Genomic DNA, 24588 nt, shown 5'->3' with positions numbered 1-24588 from the left:
ATATTAGATCGGGGGAAAGATGAAATACAAGCCTAATGCGTACCTTGTTAAAGAAAACTCTTCGGTGTACTCAGTAAAAGTCACCATCCCGCCTTATATGCGTTCCCTGTTTGGGAATCGAACAGCATTCATGCGTACAACTGGCACGGCAGATATCAGGGAAGCCCGAATCATTCGTGACAAAGTCATGCACGAATTTTTTGCTATCAGAGACCGGCTCAAGCCAAAACCCCAACGTAACAGTGTTGATCGCGTCCTGGTGGAACTGCGCTCTATCAACCAGTATGTAAATCAGAATGCGGGGATCGACTTCGCAACGGCTCGTGTTTGCCCTTCCCTTGTCCAGTTACGTGATGAATTTATCGTTCAGCACAATGACAGGCGCAAGCTGTCCACGCTCAGCAAGTACATTAAAGCGGTTGAAGTCTTTACTGCTTACTTCAAATGCAAGGATTTCCGCTTGCACGATATCAACAGGACGATGGTTACTGATTGGCTCGACAAGGCAAAACAGGAGAAAGCTAGCCAGACGCTGGCTAATTATCTTGGTTGCCTGTCCCAGCTTGTGGCACTGGCTCAGAACCGCTATCACGACGCGCCGAAAGAGAATGTTTTTACAGGTCATAAGCTGGATGTACGCCATGATCGAGAAAGCTACGAACCCTTTAGCAGTGATGAACTGGAGAAGGTGTATGCGGTGCTTGATGAAGAGATGAAAGCCGTTGCGATGGTGGGAATGTATAGCGGTATGCGCCTTAACGAAATCTGCTCTCTGCAAATCAGCAATATCAAAACCGTTGAGGGGGTATGGTGTTTCGAGGTGACGGAGGGTAAGACACGCAATGCGGCGCGGTTGGTTCCCATTCATAGTAAGCTGGTCGCTCTCGTCAAACAGCTTATCCAGGATAACCACAATGGCTTCTTATTCTACCATGCCAGCATCACAGAACGTGCAGACGGTAAGCGCTCAACGTGGCATACACAGCGATTCACACGAGCTAAACGTAAGGTGTTGGGAGAGAAAGGCACGGAGCGGAAGGTTTTTCACAGCCTGCGGGGGATGTTCATAAGCCAGCTTGATCGGCATGGTGTACCAGAGGACAGGATCGCTTTAATAGTGGGCCATGAGCGCGGGAAAACGGAGAGTTTCAGAACCTACAGCAAAGGCGCGGGGATGAAGGAACTATCGGAGTATGTCGAGTTGATCCCCACTCTTTTTTAATAGATTGTTTTTAAAGAAAAAATAGGGTAAAAAAAATACTTTCACATAGGAGATAAATATGTCTAGCAGTGTCTTTGTCTTAGGTGCATTCCGTGAACTACACGATATCAACGTCTCAACAAATCAAGGCAGGATGTTTATAATAAATATATTTAAAGAGAATAATGGATTCTCAGGTGATATAGCAATATTAGATAAATTATCTAACAATAGCTCATACTATGTGATATCTAATTTACTGCCTAGTGCTTCTGATATTTTCTCCTCGGGAATTGATGCAGTGCTAACTTACTTATCACAATATAATGACAAAATCAACGATATACACAACCCTTGCAATACCCCATTTATAAATTCCCAAGCCCAAAATACAATCATTCAGAATAAAGGCCTCAACCTGACAGTCAGGGTTAATTAAAATATAGCCGGGATTAACCCGGCTCTTAAGTTTTCAGTTTTCGTTGTCGCTGTAGGTTGAGGTAATGCTTGATAGCAGAATCGAACCCGTAGGCCTGAATGCGGTCAAGTAGGCTGGAGCGACTACACTCAAGCCGACGCGCTAACGCTGACATGTTGATGATCGCATCATCGCCTTTACCGTCCAGAATCCACTGCATCAGCGGCATGTTGCCAGTACCGATCAAAGCTAATTTCATATGTATCTCCTCTTCTTTGCCTCGCCAGCAGCGGGGGCAATGCGCCCCCAAAATCTGCTGTCTTACGCCGCGTCATCCATCGTAATTTTCAAAACGAAGTCCGGACGCATTGGGATCTGAATTTGTGATAGCTCGCTGACCACCTCATAATTCATGAACTTATCACGCAGAACGTAATGGTAAGACGGATAAACCGGACCATTAGCAACTTCTGCGTGGCGTGAGGCTGGCGTGCAGTAGGTCATATAAGGTGAAAGGTCGCCTTCAACAACATTGGAGAACGTCGCCAGCATGTAGCCTTCACCATCTGCAATGCCGTACAGAGGATCGTCAACCTGCACCACAGTTACACGCCCGATGTTATATCGATCATATGCACCCAAAGTGTCAGGGAAAATGATGTCACGGGACGTAGCACCAAACAGAGCCGCCTGATATGCGGTTGGGTTGCCTTGAATGGCGGTGAAAAGACTCGGACTCGCCAGCAGATAAACCTGCTTGATGCTGGAAGACCAGCCGCCTAGGTTTTTCTTCAGCAGAGTGACAGCGTTCTGCATCTCAGTAATGACGTTGGCACTGGTGCCAGTTTTCACCACAGCAGACGGCTGGTTAATACCCCAGAACTGGTCCCAGTGAATGGTTGGGCCTTCGCGTAGGTGTGTCGCCTCTACAGTATTGTGAAGCAGACTCTGCGCCATTGCATATTCAACATCACGGCGGGTTTGCAGGTAGTGCTTCAGGGTATGATTAGCAACTACATCTTCAGCGGTCATCTGGCGATTTGTTCCCGGCTGACGTTTCCCCTGCCAATCCTGGCTGGTGATGGTTGAACTATATACATGTAACGGCGCGGTGACAGTCACGTTGGCTGCACGGGGAAATGAAAGCCCCGACATTTCAGAACCATAACGGGCAACAGATTTGGTCACTTCACGCTGCACATCTTCCAGTGTGTCGAGCGCGATGATTTGCGTGTCACTTGGACGGCTGGTAAAGATCCCCAAGCTGGACAGAAGGAACCCCTCGCCGCTTGGCTTCACGAACTGACCGGAAAGGTTAGTAAAATCACTTAATTTCATATGGTTATCTCTCCTTGATTAGATTGCGGTGTTTGCGTCAGCAATGCGGTTGCCTTGCTTAACAAGGGCGGCGTAAGCAGCATCTTTTGCAGCACCCGCTACAACCAGACCTGATGGATTGAACACACAGCCACGGTCTGAAATGACCAGGCTACGGGCATCACCAGCGATTTGATTTTGCAGAGCTACAGCACAGTTATCAGCATCGGCTGCAACGTATGCCGCGCCAGTGGTCGGGTTAATCACATCACCACAAATCACGTCAGCAGCCAGATCAAGGATCACGGTGCGCTTATGAAAGATCGGTGAATCGGTATAAACCAATACATCCTGTGGGGTTTTGCTTTCGTATTCGAATGCCATATTTTGTATCTCCATCCATACAGTTTTTATAATCCGGCGAATATGCCGGGTAGAGTTGAAAAAATACCGTCCATCGGACGGCATTCTTTTATTCGTGTTCCAACAGAAAAAGACCAAGGCGAGAATATCCCGCCTGGTGTAGGTCAGTAGTTTTCTGATGGAGAGATTTGGAAAGCATGAGTGTGTTCACGCTTCAGGAATAAGGAGGCGGCAACGCTCCAAAGAATGGGTAAGGAGACCCAAAAACGTTGCCACCTGATGCCGTTAGTGTCCGGCTGACAGCCTTCCGAGGATGAAAGGGCTTTGGCAAATCTCCGATCCAAGGTCGGAGAAAATTCTTTTCTGATACAGCCAGCGGCTATGGCTTCACCTTCCCGTGAGAGAGTGCGGATTATTGGCTGTATGAGAAAAGGCCCGCACGGTATTCACACAGGCACTTTATATTTCGTAAGGAGAAGGAATGACAACGGCTGTTGTACGCACATACAATTTAAATCATCACCCTATGCAATTATTTTAACACGAATGATTATCATTTGCAACAACAAAAACAATAACATGGCGAATTTAACGGCCCTCTCTCGTGTGGGCCAATTTACTACGTCATTTTTGACGGAACGATGATTTTAGTCCGCAATCCCAAGGATGAGGTTATTCTGCGCCTGGTTGTTTTCCCTTATCTTGGTATCAACCAGCCCTGCGATCTTATCGTCATGGACAAACACATCCATCTGCTGATTAATGTTCGCTTGCCCGGTAACACTGACAGGAATCGGCTGTCGCTGCGTCATGCTATCAATTGTCGGAACCGTGAATGTTGGTTTCTGGGGTGTCAGAGAGTTCAGGCCAGGAACATTCAACGCTAGCGCTGGATCGTTATACGCCGTGCCTGAGCCGATATTGCTTGGTGCTGAACTATCCAGCCACGGATAAATCTGCTTAAGCGTTTGACCGATGCTACGAGGATCAAAGCCTGTCTTCTGCTTAATCCAATCGGCGGTGCTATTTGCAGAGTCATCCACAACGGTGTTGTAGACTGCATCCGGCAGTGTCGAGCCTTTCTTGAGTTCTTCACCAACTCGACCAGCGAAGGAGAGAATGTTGGTGGTTAGCTCACCAAGGGCAACGCCGAGGGCATCGGAAATTGGGATCAGTCCAGTCATATTCTGACGTAGAGTGTCAGTATTGGCAGCGTACTGCCCCAGGCCTTCAACAAACGAGGCTGAGAAATGATCTGCAAGGCTGGTTTGCACTCGGTTGTACTCAGCACCTAATGCCGCTAGCTTATCAAGGTTGGCCTGCTGTGCATCAGATAGGGTCCATCCTTCAGAAGCGAGCTGATGCATACGCTGGATAAGTCCCTGCCCCTCATCATTGAACACTTCGAGGAAGACCGAACCATCATTCACAGCCTCAGCCAGGTGCCGGGTCTGGTTGTCTGTCCATTTGAAAGTTTTCTGCAACTGTTTCAGGTAAGTGATGAAGGTCGGAAAATCCAGCTTTTGCAGTTCTCCGATCACCTTCTGTGCTACCTTCTGGTTGCCGTTGGTGGAGGTCAGCACATTGTTGATGATATCTGCGAACTCGCCACCGCCGCTGAAATTCACCTGTCCAGTTTTCTTGTTACGTTTGAAAGAGCCGGTGTTCAGCAATTCCCCGGCCTTTTCGGTTGTGTCCTTGTTGAGGTCAGCCAGCTTGTCAGCACTCAGTGAGTAACCAACACGGCTCATTGATAGATCCTGAAGTGCAGCGAACTCAAGGTTGCTGATCCCGTACTGCTGGAGTTTTTTCACATCGCGAGAACGCTCAAGGCTTCCCTGGAGGGTCTGACCGACACGAGAAACGCCCATACTACCTACTAACGCCGCACCACCAATAACTCCAGCGGCAGCAAGACTGGCATTCCCGCCCTCTGTGCGTACACGACCAGCACGAACACCTGCGGCTTTCTGCTCACGGGTAATACGTTGTTGCAAACGAGCCTGCTTGCGTAATTCTGTGGTGATACGAGCCATTTCGAAGCGGGTCTCTTCAACCGTATAGCGCTCTTCTTTCTGGGCTTTAAGTGCCTCTTTTGCTGCACTAATGGCTTTATAACGGGTTGCAACGTCAGCGCCGTTCACGTTTGCCAGAGTCAGAGCGCTACGGCGCAAACTGTTGTAATAAGTCACCTCGCGCTTAAGGCCTGCCTCTTTCTCACGCTGGCGCTTCTCTTCCAGGGCCATCGCCTTTTTGGTGGCTGCGATGTCAGCAGCAACAGCGCCGTGACCACGGTTCATTGCGTCAGTCTGACGTGCCACCAGAGATGGATCGGAGTGAACTCCAGGCATATTGGGATTGTAGGTCATAGCCCGGTGCTGGCTTGCTGCTCTCACTTTTGCTGATATCGCTGCTAAACGAGCATTCTGACGTGCGGCCTGTTCCTGTTGGGAGAACTGGCGAGCCTGTAATGAGGTCATTTTATTGGCGTGGGAGACTGCATCCCGTTCCATTTTGGCTTGAATCTGAGCTTGCTTCTGTTGCTGTTTTGATAATTGTTCAGCCTGTCGAAGCCTTGCAGTCTGGGCTTTCGCTGCGGCTAGTGCAGCCTTACCTTCTGAGGCTTGCACTTTCTTCTGTGCCTTCTCAAGCGCTTTAGCAGGCTTCTCGTGAGCAGCCTTAAGAGAAATTATCTTCTTTTTGGCTTTTTGATATGAGGCATCGTCTGTGATCCACGAGATTTCATTAACTGTGCTGGTAACAATCTTATTTGTGCCAGACATCACACCCCCTGATTGATAACGTAGCCCAAACGCTCAAGCGCAGCGCGTTGTTCAGGCGTTAGCTCATCAAGGCTTGCCTTCATCATGAGACTGACCGGACGCAGATTAGCGCTATAACCTTGACTCTCGTGGCAGAGCGCGATCCCCTTCTCTTTGATAGTCTTGCCACTTTTTGGGGCTGGCTCGCTGGCTGTTGCAGTCGAAGCGGTCAGATATCCCTCGATAGCATCAGCCAACACCTGATCGGCGCTTTTATTCAGATCTCCGCTCTCCGGTTCGGCAGCGGCCTGCATTGCGGCGAGAATATCGGCGCGGATGTCGTTTACGTTTTTCATTATTATGTTTCCTGTAGAGGTCCAGGCCGTCACGCAGCCATAGGAAAACGGCTACCGATAACGGCAGGTAAGATAAATATTCAAATAGGGTCATAATCCCTGGCAGGGGTTGGGTCAGTGCATCGCAAGGCGATTAACAGCAATTGCTGTTAACCCTTTCAGGGTGTTAGTAATGCAGGCGTGGTGCTCGGCGTTGGGGCGCTGCCTGCTTGCGTGAAATAGTCTTCCGGTACTCAATGAACAACGGATCGTCACTAACAGGCAATCGGGATGCCATTTCCTGATCGCTCACTCCGTCACGTTGAAGAAACGTGATCACAGAAAATAGAGGTAACTGGAGGTCAGCACAGATTTTTTCGAGCATTGCACCTGAGTCAAAATACTGGCGTACAGTTCGCTTAGTTGCGTACTGACTGGTGTATTTCACCTTTCGAAACTTGGGATTCCATGCCTTAGCCAGTTCAGCTACAAACTCAGGATCAAGACGTAATAACAAGGCAACTTTGCCGGGGGTCATGCCATGCACAAGGAGTGCCTTAGCGGTTTTAACAATATCCTCATCACGGCGGCGCTTTTTAAAAAGACGCTCTAAATCTGGTTTTTTCTGGTCAGCCAGAGAATGGCTGTTGCCAGTTACGTTCTCACACAATTATTCCTCCGATTGCTAAAACGGTTTTTCATCATCAAATTCAAGCTGCTCATCCTCTTGCTGCTGCGGGGCTTTAGTAGCCTGTTTCGCTTCGGTTGCTCTTCGCGCCTGCTGCTGTTTGTAATAAGCATCAGGACCGGATGAAGTATCGTTAGCGGCAGACCTCGATCCTTTGTATCCATCGCTCTGGATGATTCTGATATGGCTCTTTATCAGATCTGTTATCGCACCAGGTTTTTCTATCCCCCACGTCGCACCATAGGCCATAAATCCTTCATCGTCGTAGCCTTCTACCCAGTTGTTGAGGGTATCGATATCTGCCATCTGGGGCTGGTCTGGGCTTTTGACTGTTGGGAATTGGATTGCATTTCCACCATTCACCGCATCATCACCACCGGATAGATCAGCATCGACAGGAACACCCACAGGAGGTACGCCGTCTCGCTTTCCAGCACCGCCCTGATCAGATTCGCCATCACCTTTTTTCTCCTCGTTTTTTGGCTGTTGACTAGATTTTCCTAAGCGTTTCTCATGGTCATACATTGGTTCTCCGGCCCACTCTGGGTAGGAAAATTCAAGATTTCCAGCGACCTTATCAACATCGATCACTTTGTAAATATTGCAACGCCCGATCTTTCCAGTGATTTCAACCAGACCAAGAGCGATCAGCTTATCGATCTGAGGCTTTGTTTTCTTCTTGGCGTCACCGATTCGGGCAACGGTCCCTAGACGCTCCTGCGACTCAGCAAACGGCTGTTTCAAGCCTTTCCAATAACGGTACTGGTTAAGCATATAAGCGTATAATTTTTCTAGTGAATTGCTAATCTCAACCACTTCACCAGTGGATTTATTTGTAACCGTGTCTGCATGGAAAAGGCGATTCTCGCTCTTGTAAAAACGCTCATTGGTGTTTCCGTTCTGGCTCATGTTGTTCTCCCTGTGGGTTCGTCAGTGGTTGTTCATTGCGTTTCTGAATGTGTTTCGCCAGGTTCTGGCACATGTTCCGGATCATCCTAGGAACCGGCATCCCGAGGCGGTCAGATTCCTCGCGTAAAATTGCATATGTTTCATCGTCTAAAGATAGTTTCATCTCAAGTTTCCCCCGAATGCATAAAGGTTATCGCCCCTGCGATCGTGGCATTGATCAGGGGTAAGGAGCCGTTTTACGGCGGTTTAGTTTGATGGCTTGCGCCAGCGGGTAATGCTAAGGCGGGATTAAGCTGATGTTGTTAAGTCTGGAATAGTTTTTCCGGCAATGCCTTCAAGTTCACCGCCAGACTCAATCATCTTAAGCAGAAGGATCTGCTCATTCATCAGGCCGATGCCATGAGAAGCGTAATAGACACGCCAGGCAGACAGCACAGGTTCGATGATCTCCATTAGATCCCTTCCCTTTGCTAACTCTGCTGAGTAAGGCTTCAGGATATCCCGGATGATTTTTGCATTCTTAGCCTGCTGGCGCAGACTTTTGATGATATTCATGGCTTCACGAGTTGCCGGGTATAGTTTGTCTGCTTTCCTGGAGCCGCCAACGCGGGTTCTGAAACTGCGAAGATTTACTAAAGAAGTGATTTTGTTGTCGATTGCAGAAACAATCTCTGAGGCGGTGGCGTTCGAAAAGTCGAACAGGACTGGTTTTGTCATCTAATCTCCTATGTTGTTTTAATGTTTCCTTTTCTCAAGGTATGAATATATTATGTCATAAATCACACTTTTTGTCAAATTTTTTGTTGCATCATAGATAAAAGCGTGCTAGCACCCTTTTGGGTTGGGCCGCATAATTCCATAAAGCAACATACAATGTCATTAGCAATTCGTGCTGAATTTAATTATATGTGTTGCATTCTTATTTTAGGTGGGAAATAATTCAGGGTTACACAAATCGCCTATGACGCGTTCTAAGCGATTCCAAGCCGTAGGCAGTACCTATGGGTTACCTCTACCGTTTAAATGCCGTGTAGCGTGTCTGATGCGCTCTGTGAGCCTCCTGTTATCTAGTCTTGATTGTCCGTTGTCAATCAACGGTCACAACAATCAAGATGAATCGGGGATTCACCGCATAGCGGCTTTGTGAAGTCTGAGGGGGGGGAGCGCCGCCCCTCCAAGGGGGGGAGTTACGTCGCGTTTAAAGCTCCTGACTGCATCGCAGTCGTTCACATTGGACTGACGCGCTTGCGCTTGTCTTCCACACATATCTGAAGTGGCATAGCCATTCAGAGCGATAAGACATTACTCCTTAACACCAACAATTGAACGCATGTTCAACCAGTCTTTGACCTGTCTTTAGATCTTGATCTTGACCTTAAGTCTTACATGGTTTTAAAAGTCTTTATGGGTTTTCTCAGTCTTAAAAAAAGAGTCTTTTTAGTTGGGTGTTTTTACCCCCATTGCAGGCACTCTATAGGGGTATATTTACCCCCACACCAAAATTCAATAGGGGTGTATTTACCTACATTCAAATTCCTATAGGGGTATATTTACCCCCATATCAGTAACACTCTCTCCGACGACTCGCCATCGCAACGTTTGGAATTAATAGCCTGAAATACGCCTTTAAAGGACCATATGTCACTGTTAATACAATCTCGTTTCACTGGCTCGTCAGTGGGATTTGGTGATCGTTATATCGAGATGTACACAACGAACCCGCGCCAGTGCTGGATGCGTTAAATCTGTCACTCGTGGTGTGGATCAAGCAACGAACGTCATCCGCTCTTCAGACCTAAAATAATAATTTCTTCTGCAAAATCAACGAAAAATCGTCCACTCCTGGGCCTGTGAGAGCCTCTCAGCGAAGTGCTGCGCTATCGGTGAGTCAGTTCACGATTGTGTGGAGATAACGCCGCTACGGGCTTCTGGTGAAGCATACGGGACTATTGGTGGGACTGCTTGCGCTGGTGTGGGAAAAGACACGAAGCGGTGACGGCCTGGCTCGGTGAATATCACCCGTTGGTGGCTGACGTAGTGGCCTGCTGGCAGGTATAAGAACTCACCTCTAACTTACACAATGTACATGTGTAATTTAGCAAGCTATTGAATCTTATGAATTGTGTTGTGGATGAACACCGAAGGGGTTGTCTTATGCAGAATTTATGCAGAATCAGGCAAGGATTATTCACTGGCAGAGCCAGCATGTGTGGTGTGCAATGGACTACCCTTAGATATTTCAAAAAGATGTTTCATTTTTATTGAACCATCATGGAGAGACGGTCCAGCAAATCAGCCCATGCGCAGGGATATTTTCCGACTCTGGAACCTGAAGAGTAACTCTAATTTTTGTTTCACCACGGGCGGGAGTGGTGTCAATAACATATAAAAAACCCTTTACAATGATCATATTATGATCAATATTTGCTTTGTAACTTACTTAATGAGATAGCAATGGGGGAATTGTATGAAGAAGGTCGAACCAGTCAGAGACAAAGAGAAGATCGCAGAGGTTGAAAGACTGTTACGCCAGCATAACAGCAGCCCGATCTATGGCGACTTGTGGGTGTTCCTGAACCAGACGGCGGCGCGAGTTGGTGACGCTCTCAAGTTGCGTTATACCGACTTTGATCACATCGAAGGGAACGTGTTGAACCTGAAGGAACAGAAGACAGGGAAAACCCGCTCGATCATGCTTACTGCCAAAGCGCTTGAACTGGTAGCTCAACGCCGTGCTGATAATCCCGGTCATGTTTATCTGTTCGAAGTGGACAGCAATCGGGCCAAGGGTAAGCCGATCAGCCGAGTGACTGTTTCAGCCAAATTCAAAGAAGCCGGGGATATGCTCAATCTTCACATTGCGGCGCACAGCCCACGCAAGAACCTTGGTTATCACGCTATAAAACGTGGGGTAAGTCTGCCAACGCTCACAAAGCTGTACGGGCATTCATCGCAGGCGGTAACGCTGGCGTATTGTGGGATCATGGATAAGGATGTCGAAGACGTGTTCCAGACTATAGATTATTGAGTGAAAATAATGCTGAGTTGAATCATATCGTGGTTAATTAATGTAAAATGAAGGCAGGAATAAGTTCCCACCTTCACAATAAGTAGTTATATTATTCAAGTCGAGATTTATTTTTATTGACATATGGATGGAATTCGCCATGAGTCAGCCTTGCTTTTCCAAGAGATGACTTGAGCTCTGTCCCCATCGTTCTTAAGGTACTTCTATTGGAAGCAGTTTCTCTTTTATTTACTTTCTTAGCGTGATAGTTCATTTCATGATCTTCAGAAAAATTCACATACTCATGATCACTGATTGCCATTGTTTAGCTCCTCGCTAGTCCAATTAGACAGAAACAGAACCTCTATAAGAAACATCTTAAACATACTGTAACATTTTTTAGAAGTATGCAATTTGCATAGTTATGAATGCACACAATGAACTTATTTGATAACAAAATTGTGATCTTACGCAAAGTTTAATACGTCACATATCCTACTTTCATTCCTAGTTTTATAGATGATGCTCATCAGTAAAGCATTTGGTAGAACCATCTTTTCGACGAGCCTCATCGCGATACACTCGGCTTAATCAATAATACAAACAGCGGTAGCTGTGCCCTATCTGCATCCCAATATGGATACGGTTTATTGCTATTTATTAAAGATTTGATGTATCGTCTCTGACCTTATTGTTTGGAATATAGCGAACAACTGTCTGGGCCATGATTCCGGAAATAACCATTTTGCTTAGCTCAACAGTTGTGTCTTGTAACCTCCATGTTACTTTATCAGCATCCGTAAACTCAGGTTTACCGTACTTCTGAGTTAACAACTGGTTCAGCGTGCTAAACTGCATAGCCACGATACCTTCATTTTTCTTCTCATTGCTGGCTACGTTCGTTTGGACAAGACGATCAGAGCTGTCGAACAAGAATGTCACTGTATACAGACCGCTACCAATCGTTACATTATCAATCCGTACTTTCCCAAAGTTATCCTTATACTTTTCAGGTGAGATCAGATGTGCGCCATTGCCCTGAGCAGCAACAACTTCCGACGGATTCATGTTCCATGAAGTATTACCATAACCAATGCCCTTAGCGAATGAGAGCAGAGGTAAAGTTAGAATCATTAGAGCCATTATTAATTTTTTCATTTCATCCCCACGAATTGTGCTTATCTATTATGATCCAATCTGCAACGATCCCATTGCTCAGTGCTTCTTGCGATACGGTCACTGATTGCGAAGTTCATCAACGACGAATCATAAGCGTAAACTTTGCTTTTATCATCTGCCATCATTAACTTACCGTTAGATTTCAACTTTGGCGAGAGCAGGTATGTCCCGTTTAAACGGTTTGCTTTGAAACTATCAACATACAACGTTACCTCAGCATTACCCAGCACACGCAGTGCACCTATTCTTCCATTCTGTATCGCTGCAATAGCATACTGACAGAGATAAGTTTTAGCAGTTGAAGACGTATTTTTTCCGTCAACCTTAGCTGATGAGGAAGGGGAAGAGGATTTAGGGATTGAACTATGAAGAGAAGATGACGGGTAAGAGTATGAATAATTTTTATACGCAGAAGAGGCACCTGAACCAATCCGGCACGTTTTTCCAACCGCAATGCACGAATTACCGCATGGAATACCCTTCTTGCAGTTCTTAGCGTGTGCAGAGAACGACAACCCAGCGAATAGAAATATACAAATAATTAGCCTAACCAACGAAGACCAGCACATAAACCACCCTTCTTTTAAGATTTCCCCTAGATGATATCATACTCAAATCAAGGCAATAGCAGCCAATAAGCCCCGTTAGTGGTACAAGCAACAAGCGGAGCGTAGCAACTTCATCAGATTGTCAGAGGGATCACACCTTATCAGGGTGCTCGTGTACCTTTCGGAGCGTGAGCGAAGCGCTGGCAGAGCCTGCATGTCGTGTGCAGGTACGTTTACCACTATTCACCTGTTTACGTGGCTCATACGGCCACACATCGGGCTTAAATGCGTGTGATCAATCTGTTTCGGGAGGATTTAGAGACGTTGGCAGCGTCATCAGCTTCGAGTTGATAGCGGTTCGTGTGGACTGTTCACGCTTTGTACCTGTTCGAGCTTTACAACTACAGGCCGCTACGTGCTAACATCCCTCAATAGCCACTGTTAACCATAGCGGCAACTGTTGGTCATAGAATCCCTTAAAAAAAGATTGTATCTTGAGAACGATAAACGCCTTAAGATATTGTTTTTAAAGGATTTTGTTGTGTGAGTGCCGATAATAGGAGTCGAACCTACGACCTTCGCATTACGAATGCGCTGCTCTACCAACTGAGCTATATCGGCCCTGAGAGGCCGGTTACGAGCGTAACCACGGGGCAAAAGGTTAGATCTAACCGGGTGATGCGTCAATGCCCTTTTGAATCAAACGGCTATTTTTGCATCACCCGTGATTATTTACGCACGAATCGTATCGTCGCCGAAGCCGATCCACTTGTACGTGGTCAACGCTTCCAGCCCCATCGGGCCGCGCGCGTGCAGTTTCTGCGTGCTGACCGCCACCTCAGCGCCGAGGCCGAACTGGCCGCCGTCGGTGAAGCGGGTGGAGGCATTCACATATACTGCTGAAGAATCCACTTCGTTCACGAAGCGATCGGCATTGCGCAGGGTACGCGTCAGGATCGCGTCAGAATGCTGCGTGCCGTGTTCACGAATGTGCGCAATGGCGTCGTCGAGATCGGCAACGATTTTCACGTTCAGATCCAGTGACAGGAACTCGTCGTCGTACTGCTCCGCTTTTACGGGAACAACGTCAGCCGGGCCATCCTGAAGCAGTGCGAGCGCGCTGGCGTCAGCATGCAACGTCACGCCGCTCTCTGCCATCTGTTTGCTCAGGGCCGGCAGGAAGGTGTTCGCAATACCCTGATGCACCAGCAGCGTTTCTACGGTGTTACAGGTGCTTGGACGCTGGGTTTTCGCGTTAACGATTATCTTCAACGCCGGTTCAATCTCAGCGCTGTCGTCAACAACGATATGGCACACGCCGATACCGCCGGTGATAACCGGGATCGTCGACTGCTCGCGGCACAGCTTGTGCAGGCCCGCGCCGCCGCGTGGGATCAGCATGTCGATGTATTTGTCCATGCGCAGCATTTCGTTGACCAGCGCGCGGTCCGGGCTCTCGATCGCCTGTACGGCACCCGCCGGTAAGCCACACTCTTCCAGAGCCTGCTGAATGACTTTCACCGTGGCGGCGTTGGTGCGCCAGGTCTCTTTCCCACCGCGCAGAATAGCGGCGTTACCGGTTTTCAGGCACAGGGAGGCAACATCAACCGTCACGTTTGGACGAGCTTCATAAATAACGCCAATGACGCCGAGCGGCACGCGGCGGCGCTCCAGGCGTAAACCGCTGTCGAGCAGCCCGCCGTCGATCACCTGCCCTACCGGGTCGGCCAGATTGCAGACCTGACGCACATCGTCGGCGATGCCTTTCAGGCGTGCCGGATTCAGCGCCAGACGGTCGAGCATCGCTTCGCTCAAGCCGTTACGACGCGCTTCCAGTAAATCCTGCTCGTTGGCGAGCAAAATTTCCTGAGACTGGGATTCCAGATAATCAGCGATTTTTTCCAGCACGCGGTTTTTCTCGCGGCTGGAAAGGAGCGCCAGTTTGTAAGAGGCAGCCTTCGCGGCAGCGCCCATTTGTTCCAGCATGTTCTGGCTCCTTAACGAATAATCATGTCATCGCGATGCACGGCAACCGGGCCATATTCATAGCCCAGAATGGCGTCGATCTGCTGCGAGTGGTGACCCGCGATGCGGCGCAGCGCGTCGCTGTTGTAACGGCTTACGCCGTGGGCGATGTCGCGGCCTTCGAGGTTACGGATACGGATCACTTCACCACGGGAGAAGTTACCTGTCACGCTTTTAATTCCTTTAGGAAGTAATGAACTTCCTCGTTCCAGAATCGCGGCGGTTGCCCCTTCATCGACGACGAGTTCGCCAGCAGGAGGCGCGCCAAATATCCAGCGCTTGCGGTTTTCCAGCGGGGATTCCTGGGCGTGGAAGCGTGTGCCGACGGAGATGCCTTCCATCACGTCGCCAATCACGCCGGGGCGGCTGCCCGCTGCAATGATGGTGTCGATACCGGCGCGGCATGCGACGTCAGCGGCCTGCAGCTTAGTTCCCATACCGCCCGTTCCGAGGCCTGAAACGCTGTCACCGGCGATGGCGCGCAGCGCATCGTCGATACCGTGAACGTCGGTAATCAGCTCGGCTTCCGGGTTGGAGCGCGGATCGGCGGTGAACAGCCCCTGCTGATCGGTCAGAAGCAGTAATTTATCGGCACCGGCCAGAATCGCGGCCAGCGCCGAGAGGTTATCGTTATCACCCACTTTGATTTCAGCGGTAGCAACGGCATCGTTCTCGTTGATGACCGGAACAATGTTGTTGTCCAGCAGCGCGCGCAGAGTATCGCGGGCGTTCAGGAAGCGCTCTCTGTCTTCCATATCCGCACGCGTCAGCAGCATTTGCCCGACGTGAATACCATAGATGGAGAACAGCTGTTCCCAGAGTTGAATGAGTCGGCTTTGCCCCACGGCGGCCAGCAGCTGTTTGGAAGCGATCGTCGCGGGGAGTTCGGGGTAACCCAGGTGTTCACGCCCGGCGGCAATCGCCCCGGAGGTCACAATCACAATACGATGCCCTGCGGCATGTAGCTGAGCGCACTGACGTACAAGCTCAACAATGTGGGCGCGATTTAGGCGGCGCGATCCGCCTGTTAAAACACTGGTACCGAGTTTTACCACCAGCGTCTGGCTGTCACTCATGATTCTCTGCCGTTCAACGATAAGGGAAAGTAATGTCGAACGAACGTTTTAACAGGAGTCAGCCCCGTTGCCAACTGCCTTAGCACATCGCGAAACACTTTGTTGCGCGGGATCAGGAAGCCTAGCGGGAAATTTTGACAATTTTATTACCGAAATAATAAATCACAGTTTTTTAAAATTATTCTTAGTTTGTCATAAAAGTTTCATTCCAGAACGATAAAACCCTTCCTGTTTTTTCACGGGACTTAAGCATGAGCTTATCGTCCAGCGAATTTTTTAGCGCGTTTATAAGACAGGATCGAAAATGAAAAAGAGCACTCTGGCATTAATGGTTATGGGCGTAGTGGCTTCTGCATCCGTTCACGCAGCTGAAGTTTATAATAAAGATGGTAATAAACTGGACGTGTACGGCAAAGTGAAAGCCATGCACTACATCAGTGATGATGCCACCAAAGATGGCGATCAGACTTACGTTCGTTTCGGTTTTAAAGGCGAGACGCAGATTAACGATCAGCTGACGGGCTATGGCCGTTGGGAATCTGAATTTGCAGGTAACAAAGCCGAGAGCGACTCTACTCAGAAAACGCGTCTGGCGTTTGCGGGCCTGAAGCTGAAAAACTTTGGTTCACTGGATTACGGTCGTAACCTGGGTGCCCTGTATGACGTCGAAGCATGGACCGATATGTTCCCTGAGTTCGGCGGCGACTCTTCCGCGCAGACCGATAACTTCATGACCAAGCGCGCTACCGGCCTGGCCACCTACCGTAACACCGATTTCTTCGGCGCGGTTGACGGTCTGGACATGACGCTGCAGTACCAGGGCAAAAACGAAAACCGTGACGCCAAAAAACAGAACGGTGACGGTTTTGGTACCTCTCTGACCTATGACTTCGGCGGCAGCGATTTCGCCGTCAGCGGCGCCTACACCAACTCTGACCGCACCAATGCTCAGAACCTGCTGGCGCGTGGCCAGGGTCAGAAAGCAGAAGCCTGGGCAACCGGTCTGAAATATGATGCGAACGATATTTATCTGGCTGCAATGTATTCTGAAACCCGCAATATGACGCCAATTTCCGGCGGGTTTGCAAATAAAGCGCAGAACTTTGAAGTTGTCGCACAATATCAGTTCGACTTTGGTCTGCGCCCGTCCCTGGGCTATGTCCAGTCTAAAGGCAAAGATATCGAAGGTATTGGCGACGAAGATCTGGTGAAATATATTGACGTTGGCGCGACCTATTACTTCAACAAAAATATGTCCACCTTTGTTGATTATAAAATCAACCAGATTGACGACAAAAATAAACTGGGCGTGAGCAGCGATGACATCGTTGCTGTAGGTATGACCTACCAGTTCTGATGATGTGAAATAAAAAAACCGGCTTGATGCCGGTTTTTTTATTGTCGGGGATTCATGCGGTCTGGTGCCCTCTCCCACGGTGAGAGGGAGAATTTGTAGGCCGGGTAAGGCGAAGCCGCCACCCGGCGCTGTGACACCATCAGGCAGTCAGCTTCACCGCTTCGCTGGAAAAGTCATCCGCAGGTTCGAACTTGAGATCCAGGGTAGCCAGCAGTGCGCGTGCCTTATCGTGAAACTCTTTTAGCGTATATTCCAGGCGGTCAATCACTTCCTGATCTTTAATCGTTGTGGCCTGCCAGTTGCCGTCTTTATTAAACAGGCCAAACTGGTAGCTATACGTAAAGCGTTTTTCCTCTGCTTCCATTTCCATCCACCAGCCCCAGAATTCACGTTTTTCGGGTGCAGGCTTCACGTTGACGCATACAGCCAGGCAGTCGAAAAAAAAGCGATTCTCTTCACACTGCTCTTCTCGAATATACGGGCCGAGAGCCATAAACTTCTTAATCAGTCTACTTTTCGGGTGTCCACTCGGTAACGTCATTGCGATCTCCTTTTGTGAAGCCACTGTTTTACCAAACCAGCGAAATTTAGCAATCTATTAACACAATCTCTGAGCGATCCAGCGCGTAATCTCTTTCAGTGATTTGTCGAAATTCTGATAGACCGGGCTGAACGGCACCTCAAGCAATTTGCCATCCGCAGATGACGAAGTGATTAATCGCGACTCTTCTTCCGGGCTGAACGGATCGTTTTTCCAGAACCCTGACAGCATTGGTGTTGGGCAGCGACGTCCCAGCAACCCCTGCGTTTTTAACGAGTAACGATTGAGCTCAACGCGCAGCGCTTCGTCTGATGCATCATGCATGCCAAGACGGCTGGCCAGCACATCAAGGTACATTTCAGGTACGCTCCCCTGGCGTGCAGGATCGCTGAGCAGAGCGTGTACGACCGGGCCGAGGCAGGCGACAGCTTTCAGACGAGAAGATTCAAGATAAGCCAGACGCACCGCGACGTTCGCGCCGAAACGGAAGCCGAATGCCGCCACGCGCGTGTGGTCAACCCACGGAATGTTTTCCAGCGCTTTGAGCGCATGCTGGTGCAGCAGGCTCGAATCCTGAGTCAGTTTCCATTTGGATGAGAAACCAATTGAAGGCATATCCAGCGTCAGCATCGCGATCCCTTTTGGTGCGAAGTAACGCTCATACAGGCTGTAATAATCAATTTGCAGCGAATCCAGCCCGCCGCACATGAGGACGGTCGGGAACGGACCTTCACCTTCAGGCATATGCAGGAATCCGGTAACGGACGCGCCCCCTGAAATGGTGAACTCAAGTTCACGCATCCGGCCCGGCAGACGTTGAGCCGCCTCCTGATAGGCGCGATTCGCCAGCGCCTGAGCCTGCTCCGCCAGTTCATCCCCTTTTAAATGGGGGTAAGCGGCAATGCCGTAAAGATTAGCAGCGTGCAGCCAGTGCTTGCCGCTGCGCGTGGCATCCTCTTCCTGGCTGGCTTTTTGCTGCCAGAGCATCGCCTGTTTAGACCACTCGTAGATCCAGTTTCCGCCACGGTAGCCCACCACCGTATCGTAGAGTTCGCTGTCGGTACGTTCGGCTTCACTCATCACGATACGTGCCTGCACATCGAGGATTTCACGGGGGTCGATACCGCGCCAGATCCACATCAGGCGGTTAATCATGCGATACCAGTGAGGCACGTTTTTTCCGTCTAACGCGGACTGGACGGCAGGCTGGGTACCCGGATTGAAGCGACGCACCAGCGTCGACGTTTCAGGGTGTTTGAAACGGGGTTTGAAGAGAGTCTCGGTGAGATTCGCCTGCGTCATTGCGTTGCCTCCATGAATACGTCGTATAGAGACTATTGTAACGCGTGGCAGGCCAAAAAGAACAACGCCCGACATCGTCGGGCGTGTAAAGTTACGTACTGGTATTAACGGCCTGAAATAGGCGGTACGAAGACCACGCCCATATCCCATGGCTGTTCAATCCAGGTGTCCTGCGGGATATCAATCACGTAATCGTCAACCAGCGGGCGGCCAGCAGGCTTCGCGAAGATAGTGACGAAATGTGCTTTCGGATACATTTCGCGGATAGCGACCGCAGTACCGCCGGTATCCACCAGGTCATCAATAACGATGAAACCTTCGCCGTCGCCTTCCGCACGTTTCAGCACGGTCAGCTCACGCTGGTTGTCATGGTCATAGCTGGAGATGCAAACGGTATCGACATGACGAATACCCAGCTCACGTGCCAGCAGCGCCCCCGGTACCAGACCGCCACGGCTGACGGCAATAATGCCTTTCCACTGTTCGGAAGGCATCAGACGCGCAGCCAGTTTGCGTGCGTGAATCTGCAACATGTCCCAGGTGACGACGTATTTTTCGCTCATGTGAAGTGTCCCAGCCTGTTTTTATACGGCTTAAAAAGTGTTCGAGGGGGAAATAGGTTGCGCGAGATTATAGAGATCTGACGCACTAAAAACCAGTGTTTAGCGCCCTCTGCCTGAGTTTTTACATGCTTTATGCTACCAGCCAGCAGAGAAAGTGGTATTCTCAGTTTCATCTCGCAAGCCTGACTTGTGGTAACTATTAACCTGCTAACCCTGTGACCTGCAACCCTGTTTGCAGCGCCTCGACAAGGAGACTTATCGTGTCTGAACTGTCTCAATTATCTCCGCAGCCGCTGTGGGATATTTTTGCGAAAATCTGCTCCATTCCACACCCTTCCTACCATGAAGAACAGCTTGCCGAACATATTATGGGCTGGGCGAAGGAAAAAGGTCTGCATGCTGAACGTGACCAGGTTGGCAACATTCTGATCCGCAAACCGGCTACCGCAGGCATGGAAAACCGCAAACCGGTTGTGCTGCAGGCGCACCTGGACATGGTGCCACAGAAGAACAACGACACCGTTCACGACTTCACCAAAGACCCGATTCAACCGTACATCGACGGCGACTGGGTGAAAGCACGCGGCACCACGCTGGGCGCGGATAACGGCATCGGTATGGCCTCTGCGCTGGCCGTGCTGGCCGACGACAGCGTTGAACACGGTCCGCTGGAAGTGCTGCTGACCATGACCGAAGAAGCGGGCATGGACGGCGCGTTCGGTCTGCAGGCGAACTGGCTGCAGGCGGACATCCTGATCAACACCGACTCTGAAGAAGAAGGCGAGATCTACATGGGCTGCGCGGGCGGGATTGATTTCATCTCTACCCTGCCGCTGAAGCGCGAAGCGATTCCTGCTGGCTTCCAGACCTTCAAGCTGACGCTGAAAGGGCTGAAAGGCGGCCACTCCGGCGGTGATATTCACCTGGGTCTGGGTAACGCCAACAAGCTGCTGGCGCGCTTCCTGGCAGGCCATGCGGCCGAGCTGGATCTGCGTCTGGTAGACTTCAACGGCGGTACACTGCGTAACGCGATTCCGCGCGAAGCGTTCGCCACCGTAGCGGTTCCAGCGGCAAAAGCGGACGAGCTGAAAAAACTCTCCACCATATACCTGGATATCCTGAAGAACGAACTGTCGGCGAAAGAGAAAAACCTGACCGTGGTGCTGGAATCCGTATCTACGGATAAAGACGCGCTGACCGCGCAGTCTCGTAACACCTTCGTTCAGCTGCTGAACGCGACGCCAAACGGCGTGATCCGCAACTCTGACGTGGCGAAAGGCGTGGTGGAAACCTCGCTGAACGTGGGCGTGGTGACCATGAGCGACGACAGCGCGGAAATCATCTGCCTGATCCGCTCCCTTATCGACAGCGGTAAAGAGTACGTGGTGAGCATGCTGGAATCACTGGGCACGCTGGCGGGCGCAAAAACGTCTGCCAAAGGCAGCTACCCGGGCTGGCAGCCGGATGCAAGTTCTCCGGTGATGGCGCTGGTGCGTGAAACCTATCAGCGTCTGTTCAACAGCACGCCGAACATTCAGGTGATCCACGCCGGTCTGGAATGTGGTCTGTTCAAGAAACCGTATCCGGATATGGACATGGTGTCCATCGGGCCAACCATTACCGGTCCGCACTCGCCGGATGAGCAGGTCCATATCGAAAGCGTCGGTCACTACTGGACGCTGCTGACTGAGCTGCTGAAAGCGATCCCAGTTAAGTAATACCCTCGCCCCAACCCTCTCCCACAGGGAGAGGGTGAAAAACGTAGGCCCGGTAAGCGTAGCGCCACCGGGCTTTTTTACAATCCCAGAACCAGCTGGCGCTCTAGCTGCGGATCCAGCAGCGTGACGTGTAATCCCACCAGCCTCACCCCTCGCCCGCCCCGGCGCTCTTCCCATGCCTTTTTCGCCGTCGCGATAAGATCGTCTTTATTCAGACGCGGCCAGACGTGTTCCTGCGTGGTCTGCTGGAAGTCGTTGAATTTAAGCTTGATGCCCTGACGGGCGATGAGCAGATCCGGCTTCACCTTGCTTAAGCGTCGTTCCAGCTCAGGGTAAAGCTGTTCCGTGATAATGGTTTCGCATTCGGACCAGTCATGAATATCTTCAATGAGGGTGCGCTCAACGCCGACGGATTTCCGCAGCCGCTCGCTGTTCACATCGCGATCGTCAATTCCCTGGCTGCGCTCCCACAGCACGCGGCCAAACTTTCCAAAGCGCTTGAGCAGCATGGCGAGATCGCTTCGCTGCACGTCTTCGCAGGTCCGTAGCCCCATGCTTTCCAGCTTTGCGGCGGAGACTTTTCCCACGCCGGGGATTTTGCCGAGCGGCAGCGTTTTCAAAAACGCCGGCACCTCGTCAGGCGTGATGACGTATTGACCGTTGGGCTTATTTAAATCGGAGGCGATTTTGGCGAGGAATTTAACGGGCGCGACGCCCGCCGATGCCGTCAGATTCAGCTCGTTGAAAATCGTCTGGCGGATCTCCTGCGCCATCAGCGTGGCGGAGCCGTGGCAGTGCACGCTGTCGGTCACATCCAGATAGGCTTCGTCCAGCGACAGCGGCTCTATCAGAGAGGTATAGCGGGAGAAGATTTCCCGAATATGGAGGGAAGCCTCTTTATAGGCTTCAAAACGGCCTGGCAGAAGCGTGAGATGAGGGCAAAGCTTTAAGGCCATCGCCGTCGGCATCGCGCTGCGCACGCCAAATTTGCGCGCAGGATAGTTGGCGGTGCTGATGACACCACGCTGAACGCGGCTGCCGCCAATGGCGATGGGAATATCCCGCAGCGCCGGGTTGTCACGCATCTCCACTGCGGCAAAAAAGCAGTCCATATCGACATGGATTATTTTGCGCATAGTAAGCCCTCACTCATTACTGGATAAGTATACAGTAAACAAATGAGGATTGAGAAGCAGATGTGAGAACGCCGGGTGGCGGCTTTGCCTTACCCGGCCTACAAAAAAATTAAATAATGCGCTGCTGTTCGCGGGCCATCCTTTTCTTCCGCGCATCGCACGGTTCCGGGCAGTCGCAAACCTTTTCCATCCCAATAGAGGAAATACCGCCGCAGCTGCCCTGAATGCTTTTCCGCTTAACGATCCAGCCTAACGACATGCCGAAGATGACAAGCACAAAAACCACAAAGGTTGCCAGAAACGTCAGCATCATCAACCTCCAAAGTCATCGAGCATGATGTTCTCATCTTCGACACCGAGATCTTTCAGCATCTTAATCACGGCGGCGTTCATCATCGGCGGACCACACATATAGAACTCGCAGTCCTCAGGCGCCGGGTGCTGTTTGAGGTAGTTTTCATACAGCACGTTGTGGATGAACCCCGTATAGCCCGTCCAGTTATCTTCCGGCTGCGGATCGGAAAGCGCCACATGGAAGGTAAAGTTCGGGTTTTCACGCGCCAGCTGTTCAAACTCATCTTCATAGAACATCTCGCGCAGCGAGCGCGCCCCGTACCAGAAGCTGATCTTACGCTGGCTCCCCAGCCGCTTGAGCTGGTCAAAGATGTGCGAGCGCATCGGGGCCATACCGGCACCGCCGCCGATAAAGACCATTTCCGCATCGGTATCTTTCGCGAAGAACTCCCCGAACGGGCCGGAGATCGTCACCTTATCGCCAGGCTTCAGCGACCAGATGTATGACGACATGACGCCCGGCGGTGCATCCGGCACATTCGGTGGCGGCGTGGCGATACGCACGTTGAGCATGATAATGCCCTTCTCTTCCGGATAGTTGGCCATCGAGTAGGCGCGCAGCGTCGGCTCTTTCACCTCAGATACAAAGCGGAAGAGATTGAATTTGTCCCAGTCGGCGCGGTACTCATGCGGCACGTCAAAGTCCGCATAGGCCACAGCGTGCTCCGGGCACTCGATCTGAATGTAGCCTCCGGCGCGGAACGGGACATGCTCGCCTTCCGGCACCCGCAGCTTCAGCTCTTTTATAAAGGTGGCTTTGTTATCATTAGAGATAACCTCGCACTCCCATTTTTTGACGCCGAAGATCTCTTCCGGCAGCTCAATCTTCATGTTCTGGCGCACCGCGACCTGGCAGGCCAGACGACAGCCCTCTTTTGCCTCACGCTTTGTGATATGCGCCAGTTCGGTTGGCAGAATATCGCCGCCGCCCTCTTTTACCGTCACGCGGCACTGCCCGCAGGAACCGCCGCCGCCGCAGGCTGAGGAGACAAAAATGCCGTTACCGGAGAGCGTGTTGAGCAGCTTGTCTCCCGCCGGCGTGCGGATCTGATTCTGCGGCTCGTCGTTAATATCAATGACCACGTCGCCGGAATTCACCAGCTTCGCGCGCGCCGCCAGAATAAGCCCTGACAGCACCAGTACAATCAGCGTGAACATCACCACGCCAAGGATAATTTCCATCTGTTTGCCCTTATAGCTGCACACCGGAGAAGGACATAAAGCCCAGCGCCATCAGCCCGGTGGTGATAAAGGTGATCCCCAGGCCACGCAGACCCGCAGGCACGTTGGCATATTTCATTTTCTCGCGGATCCCCGCCATGGTGACAATCGCCAGCATCCAGCCGATGCCGGAACCAAAACCGTACACCACGGATTCGCTGAAGTTGTAATCACGCTGAACCATAAACGAGACGCCGCCAAAGATGGCGCAGTTCACCGCGATCAGCGGCAGGAAGATCCCCAGCGCGTTGTAGAGCGACGGGAAATACTTATCGAGGATCATCTCGAGGATTTGCACCAGCGCCGCGATCACCCCGATAAAGGTGATGAAGTTCAGGAAGCTGAGATCAACCCCTTCAACCAGCGCGCCGTCCCGCAGCACAAAGTTGTACACCAGATTGTTGATCGGTACAGATAAGCCGAGCACCACGGTGACCGCGATACCGAGACCAAATGCCGTCGACACTTTTTTGGAAACCGCAAGGAACGTACACATGCCGAGGAAAAACGCGAGCGCCATGTTTTCAACAAACACCGCCCGCACAAACAAACTCAGGTAATGAGCCAT

The 24588-nt window shown here is 50.7% G+C and carries 24 protein-coding genes and 1 tRNA gene; 5 read left to right on the top strand and 20 right to left on the bottom strand.

Annotation, left to right across the window (positions count from 1 at the left end; genetic code table 11):
• The first annotated feature begins 19 nt into the window (after positions 1–19).
• Positions 20–1222 (top strand): site-specific integrase, encoded by a 1203-nt coding sequence (locus tag NWV12_RS04215; protein ID WP_097427650.1) that lies wholly within the window; start codon positions 20–22, stop codon positions 1220–1222.
• Between the two features lie 58 nt (positions 1223–1280).
• Positions 1281–1640 carry a hypothetical protein gene (locus NWV12_RS04210; RefSeq protein WP_097427649.1) on the top strand — a complete coding sequence of 120 codons (360 nt, stop codon included), beginning with the start codon at positions 1281–1283 and terminating at the stop codon, positions 1638–1640.
• Positions 1641–1665: 25 nt separating this feature from the next.
• On the opposite strand, the gene NWV12_RS04205 is transcribed toward NWV12_RS04210, so the two are convergent.
• The 8 genes from NWV12_RS04205 to NWV12_RS04170 all read right to left on the bottom strand — a co-directional run bounded on the left by NWV12_RS04205 (position 1666) and on the right by NWV12_RS04170 (position 8710).
• A complete protein-coding gene (locus NWV12_RS04205; protein ID WP_063199096.1) occupies positions 1666–1878 on the bottom strand; it encodes a hypothetical protein in 213 nt (70 codons plus the stop codon).
• A gap of 62 nt (positions 1879–1940) precedes the next feature.
• A complete protein-coding gene (locus NWV12_RS04200; RefSeq protein ID WP_097427648.1) occupies positions 1941–2957 on the bottom strand; it encodes a major capsid protein in 1017 nt (338 codons plus the stop codon).
• A gap of 18 nt (positions 2958–2975) precedes the next feature.
• Positions 2976–3320: a hypothetical protein gene (locus NWV12_RS04195; protein ID WP_097427647.1), complete on the bottom strand. Its 345-nt coding sequence runs from the start codon at positions 3318–3320 to the stop codon at positions 2976–2978.
• 626 nt (positions 3321–3946) lie between these two features.
• Positions 3947–6082, bottom strand: a complete 2136-nt coding sequence (locus NWV12_RS04190) for a chemotaxis protein (RefSeq protein WP_097427646.1) — start codon at positions 6080–6082, stop codon at positions 3947–3949.
• Positions 6082–6417: a hypothetical protein gene (locus tag NWV12_RS04185; RefSeq protein ID WP_097427645.1), complete on the bottom strand. Its 336-nt coding sequence runs from the start codon at positions 6415–6417 to the stop codon at positions 6082–6084. The genes NWV12_RS04190 and NWV12_RS04185 overlap by 1 nt, the downstream gene beginning before the upstream one ends.
• Before the next feature lie 166 nt (positions 6418–6583).
• Positions 6584–7066 (bottom strand): hypothetical protein, encoded by a 483-nt coding sequence (locus NWV12_RS04180; RefSeq protein WP_097427644.1) that lies wholly within the window; start codon positions 7064–7066, stop codon positions 6584–6586.
• A 15-nt stretch (positions 7067–7081) separates the two neighbouring features.
• Complete coding sequence (locus NWV12_RS04175; RefSeq protein WP_097427643.1) at positions 7082–7993, bottom strand: DUF6945 domain-containing protein; 912 nt, start codon at positions 7991–7993, stop codon at positions 7082–7084.
• Positions 7994–8281: 288 nt separating this feature from the next.
• Positions 8282–8710: a hypothetical protein gene (locus NWV12_RS04170; protein WP_097427642.1), complete on the bottom strand. Its 429-nt coding sequence runs from the start codon at positions 8708–8710 to the stop codon at positions 8282–8284.
• 1750 nt (positions 8711–10460) lie between these two features.
• Here NWV12_RS04170 and NWV12_RS04165 point away from each other — a divergent pair.
• Positions 10461–11021, top strand: coding sequence for a tyrosine-type recombinase/integrase (locus NWV12_RS04165; RefSeq protein WP_097427641.1), 561 nt, complete (start codon positions 10461–10463; stop codon positions 11019–11021).
• Between the two features lie 91 nt (positions 11022–11112).
• On the opposite strand, the gene NWV12_RS04160 is transcribed toward NWV12_RS04165, so the two are convergent.
• The 5 genes from NWV12_RS04160 to proB form a co-directional block, all read right to left on the bottom strand.
• Complete coding sequence (locus tag NWV12_RS04160) at positions 11113–11322, bottom strand: hypothetical protein (RefSeq protein ID WP_020882778.1); 210 nt, start codon at positions 11320–11322, stop codon at positions 11113–11115.
• Between the two features lie 338 nt (positions 11323–11660).
• On the bottom strand, positions 11661–12158 hold the full coding sequence (locus tag NWV12_RS04155; RefSeq protein ID WP_097427640.1) for a hypothetical protein: 498 nt from the start codon (positions 12156–12158) through the stop codon (positions 11661–11663).
• A 1117-nt stretch (positions 12159–13275) separates the two neighbouring features.
• Positions 13276–13348 (bottom strand) — tRNA-Thr (locus NWV12_RS04150).
• Positions 13349–13459: 111 nt separating this feature from the next.
• Positions 13460–14713 (bottom strand): glutamate-5-semialdehyde dehydrogenase, encoded by a 1254-nt coding sequence (gene proA, locus NWV12_RS04145; protein ID WP_048979303.1) that lies wholly within the window; start codon positions 14711–14713, stop codon positions 13460–13462.
• 11 nt (positions 14714–14724) lie between these two features.
• Entirely contained in the window at positions 14725–15828 is a 1104-nt protein-coding gene (proB, locus tag NWV12_RS04140) for a glutamate 5-kinase (protein WP_008501877.1), read from the bottom strand.
• A 304-nt stretch (positions 15829–16132) separates the two neighbouring features.
• On the opposite strand from proB, the gene phoE reads away from it, so the two are divergent.
• Positions 16133–17185, top strand: coding sequence for a phosphoporin PhoE (gene phoE / locus NWV12_RS04135; protein WP_033144705.1), 1053 nt, complete (start codon positions 16133–16135; stop codon positions 17183–17185).
• Positions 17186–17324: 139 nt separating this feature from the next.
• On the opposite strand, the gene crl is transcribed toward phoE, so the two are convergent.
• The 3 genes from crl to gpt all read right to left on the bottom strand — a co-directional run bounded on the left by crl (position 17325) and on the right by gpt (position 19591).
• Positions 17325–17726: a sigma factor-binding protein Crl gene (gene crl / locus NWV12_RS04130; RefSeq protein ID WP_023310506.1), complete on the bottom strand. Its 402-nt coding sequence runs from the start codon at positions 17724–17726 to the stop codon at positions 17325–17327.
• A gap of 57 nt (positions 17727–17783) precedes the next feature.
• Positions 17784–19028: an esterase FrsA gene (frsA, locus tag NWV12_RS04125; RefSeq protein ID WP_039263866.1), complete on the bottom strand. Its 1245-nt coding sequence runs from the start codon at positions 19026–19028 to the stop codon at positions 17784–17786.
• A gap of 104 nt (positions 19029–19132) precedes the next feature.
• Positions 19133–19591: a xanthine phosphoribosyltransferase gene (gpt, locus tag NWV12_RS04120; protein ID WP_010427903.1), complete on the bottom strand. Its 459-nt coding sequence runs from the start codon at positions 19589–19591 to the stop codon at positions 19133–19135.
• A 260-nt stretch (positions 19592–19851) separates the two neighbouring features.
• On the opposite strand from gpt, the gene pepD reads away from it, so the two are divergent.
• Entirely contained in the window at positions 19852–21309 is a 1458-nt protein-coding gene (pepD, locus tag NWV12_RS04115) for a cytosol nonspecific dipeptidase (protein ID WP_048979302.1), read from the top strand.
• Between the two features lie 77 nt (positions 21310–21386).
• Here the strand turns inward: pepD and dinB are convergent, their stop codons facing one another.
• From dinB to nqrE, 4 genes are all read right to left on the bottom strand, one after another.
• Complete coding sequence (dinB, locus tag NWV12_RS04110) at positions 21387–22445, bottom strand: DNA polymerase IV (protein ID WP_023334616.1); 1059 nt, start codon at positions 22443–22445, stop codon at positions 21387–21389.
• 109 nt (positions 22446–22554) lie between these two features.
• On the bottom strand, positions 22555–22758 hold the full coding sequence (gene nqrM, locus NWV12_RS04105) for a (Na+)-NQR maturation NqrM (RefSeq protein WP_023615899.1): 204 nt from the start codon (positions 22756–22758) through the stop codon (positions 22555–22557).
• Entirely contained in the window at positions 22758–23981 is a 1224-nt protein-coding gene (nqrF, locus tag NWV12_RS04100) for an NADH:ubiquinone reductase (Na(+)-transporting) subunit F (protein ID WP_048979301.1), read from the bottom strand. The genes nqrM and nqrF overlap by 1 nt, the downstream gene beginning before the upstream one ends.
• Before the next feature lie 10 nt (positions 23982–23991).
• The gene (gene nqrE, locus NWV12_RS04095; RefSeq protein ID WP_008500255.1) at positions 23992–24588 is read right to left on the bottom strand and encodes an NADH:ubiquinone reductase (Na(+)-transporting) subunit E; all 597 of its coding nucleotides are present in this window, start codon (positions 24586–24588) and stop codon (positions 23992–23994) included.

The sequence above is a fragment of the Enterobacter sp. Crenshaw genome (assembly GCF_024734705.1).
Taxonomy (GTDB): domain Bacteria; phylum Pseudomonadota; class Gammaproteobacteria; order Enterobacterales; family Enterobacteriaceae; genus Enterobacter; species Enterobacter asburiae_B.
Note: the sequence above shows the minus strand (reverse complement) of the source record. Positions and strands in the feature narration are given on the sequence as shown.

Excerpts from the sequence above, each read along its gene's own strand:
- NWV12_RS04215 (WP_097427650.1), top strand. The coding sequence starts at position 20 with ATGAAATACAAGCCTAATGCGTACCTTGTTAAAGAAAACTCTTCGGTG.
- NWV12_RS04210 (WP_097427649.1), top strand. The coding sequence starts at position 1,281 with ATGTCTAGCAGTGTCTTTGTCTTAGGTGCATTCCGTGAACTACACGAT.
- NWV12_RS04205 (WP_063199096.1), bottom strand. The coding sequence starts at position 1,878 with ATGAAATTAGCTTTGATCGGTACTGGCAACATGCCGCTGATGCAGTGG.
- NWV12_RS04200 (WP_097427648.1), bottom strand. The coding sequence starts at position 2,957 with ATGAAATTAAGTGATTTTACTAACCTTTCCGGTCAGTTCGTGAAGCCA.
- NWV12_RS04195 (WP_097427647.1), bottom strand. The coding sequence starts at position 3,320 with ATGGCATTCGAATACGAAAGCAAAACCCCACAGGATGTATTGGTTTAT.
- NWV12_RS04190 (WP_097427646.1), bottom strand. The coding sequence starts at position 6,082 with ATGTCTGGCACAAATAAGATTGTTACCAGCACAGTTAATGAAATCTCG.
- NWV12_RS04185 (WP_097427645.1), bottom strand. The coding sequence starts at position 6,417 with ATGAAAAACGTAAACGACATCCGCGCCGATATTCTCGCCGCAATGCAG.
- NWV12_RS04175 (WP_097427643.1), bottom strand. The coding sequence starts at position 7,993 with ATGAGCCAGAACGGAAACACCAATGAGCGTTTTTACAAGAGCGAGAAT.
- NWV12_RS04170 (WP_097427642.1), bottom strand. The coding sequence starts at position 8,710 with ATGACAAAACCAGTCCTGTTCGACTTTTCGAACGCCACCGCCTCAGAG.
- NWV12_RS04165 (WP_097427641.1), top strand. The coding sequence starts at position 10,461 with ATGAAGAAGGTCGAACCAGTCAGAGACAAAGAGAAGATCGCAGAGGTT.
- NWV12_RS04160 (WP_020882778.1), bottom strand. The coding sequence starts at position 11,322 with ATGGCAATCAGTGATCATGAGTATGTGAATTTTTCTGAAGATCATGAA.
- NWV12_RS04155 (WP_097427640.1), bottom strand. The coding sequence starts at position 12,158 with ATGAAAAAATTAATAATGGCTCTAATGATTCTAACTTTACCTCTGCTC.
- proA (WP_048979303.1), bottom strand. The coding sequence starts at position 14,713 with ATGCTGGAACAAATGGGCGCTGCCGCGAAGGCTGCCTCTTACAAACTG.
- proB (WP_008501877.1), bottom strand. The coding sequence starts at position 15,828 with ATGAGTGACAGCCAGACGCTGGTGGTAAAACTCGGTACCAGTGTTTTA.
- phoE (WP_033144705.1), top strand. The coding sequence starts at position 16,133 with ATGAAAAAGAGCACTCTGGCATTAATGGTTATGGGCGTAGTGGCTTCT.
- crl (WP_023310506.1), bottom strand. The coding sequence starts at position 17,726 with ATGACGTTACCGAGTGGACACCCGAAAAGTAGACTGATTAAGAAGTTT.
- frsA (WP_039263866.1), bottom strand. The coding sequence starts at position 19,028 with ATGACGCAGGCGAATCTCACCGAGACTCTCTTCAAACCCCGTTTCAAA.
- gpt (WP_010427903.1), bottom strand. The coding sequence starts at position 19,591 with ATGAGCGAAAAATACGTCGTCACCTGGGACATGTTGCAGATTCACGCA.
- dinB (WP_023334616.1), bottom strand. The coding sequence starts at position 22,445 with ATGCGCAAAATAATCCATGTCGATATGGACTGCTTTTTTGCCGCAGTG.
- nqrM (WP_023615899.1), bottom strand. The coding sequence starts at position 22,758 with ATGATGCTGACGTTTCTGGCAACCTTTGTGGTTTTTGTGCTTGTCATC.
- nqrF (WP_048979301.1), bottom strand. The coding sequence starts at position 23,981 with ATGGAAATTATCCTTGGCGTGGTGATGTTCACGCTGATTGTACTGGTG.
- nqrE (WP_008500255.1), bottom strand. The coding sequence starts at position 24,588 with ATGGCTCATTACCTGAGTTTGTTTGTGCGGGCGGTGTTTGTTGAAAAC.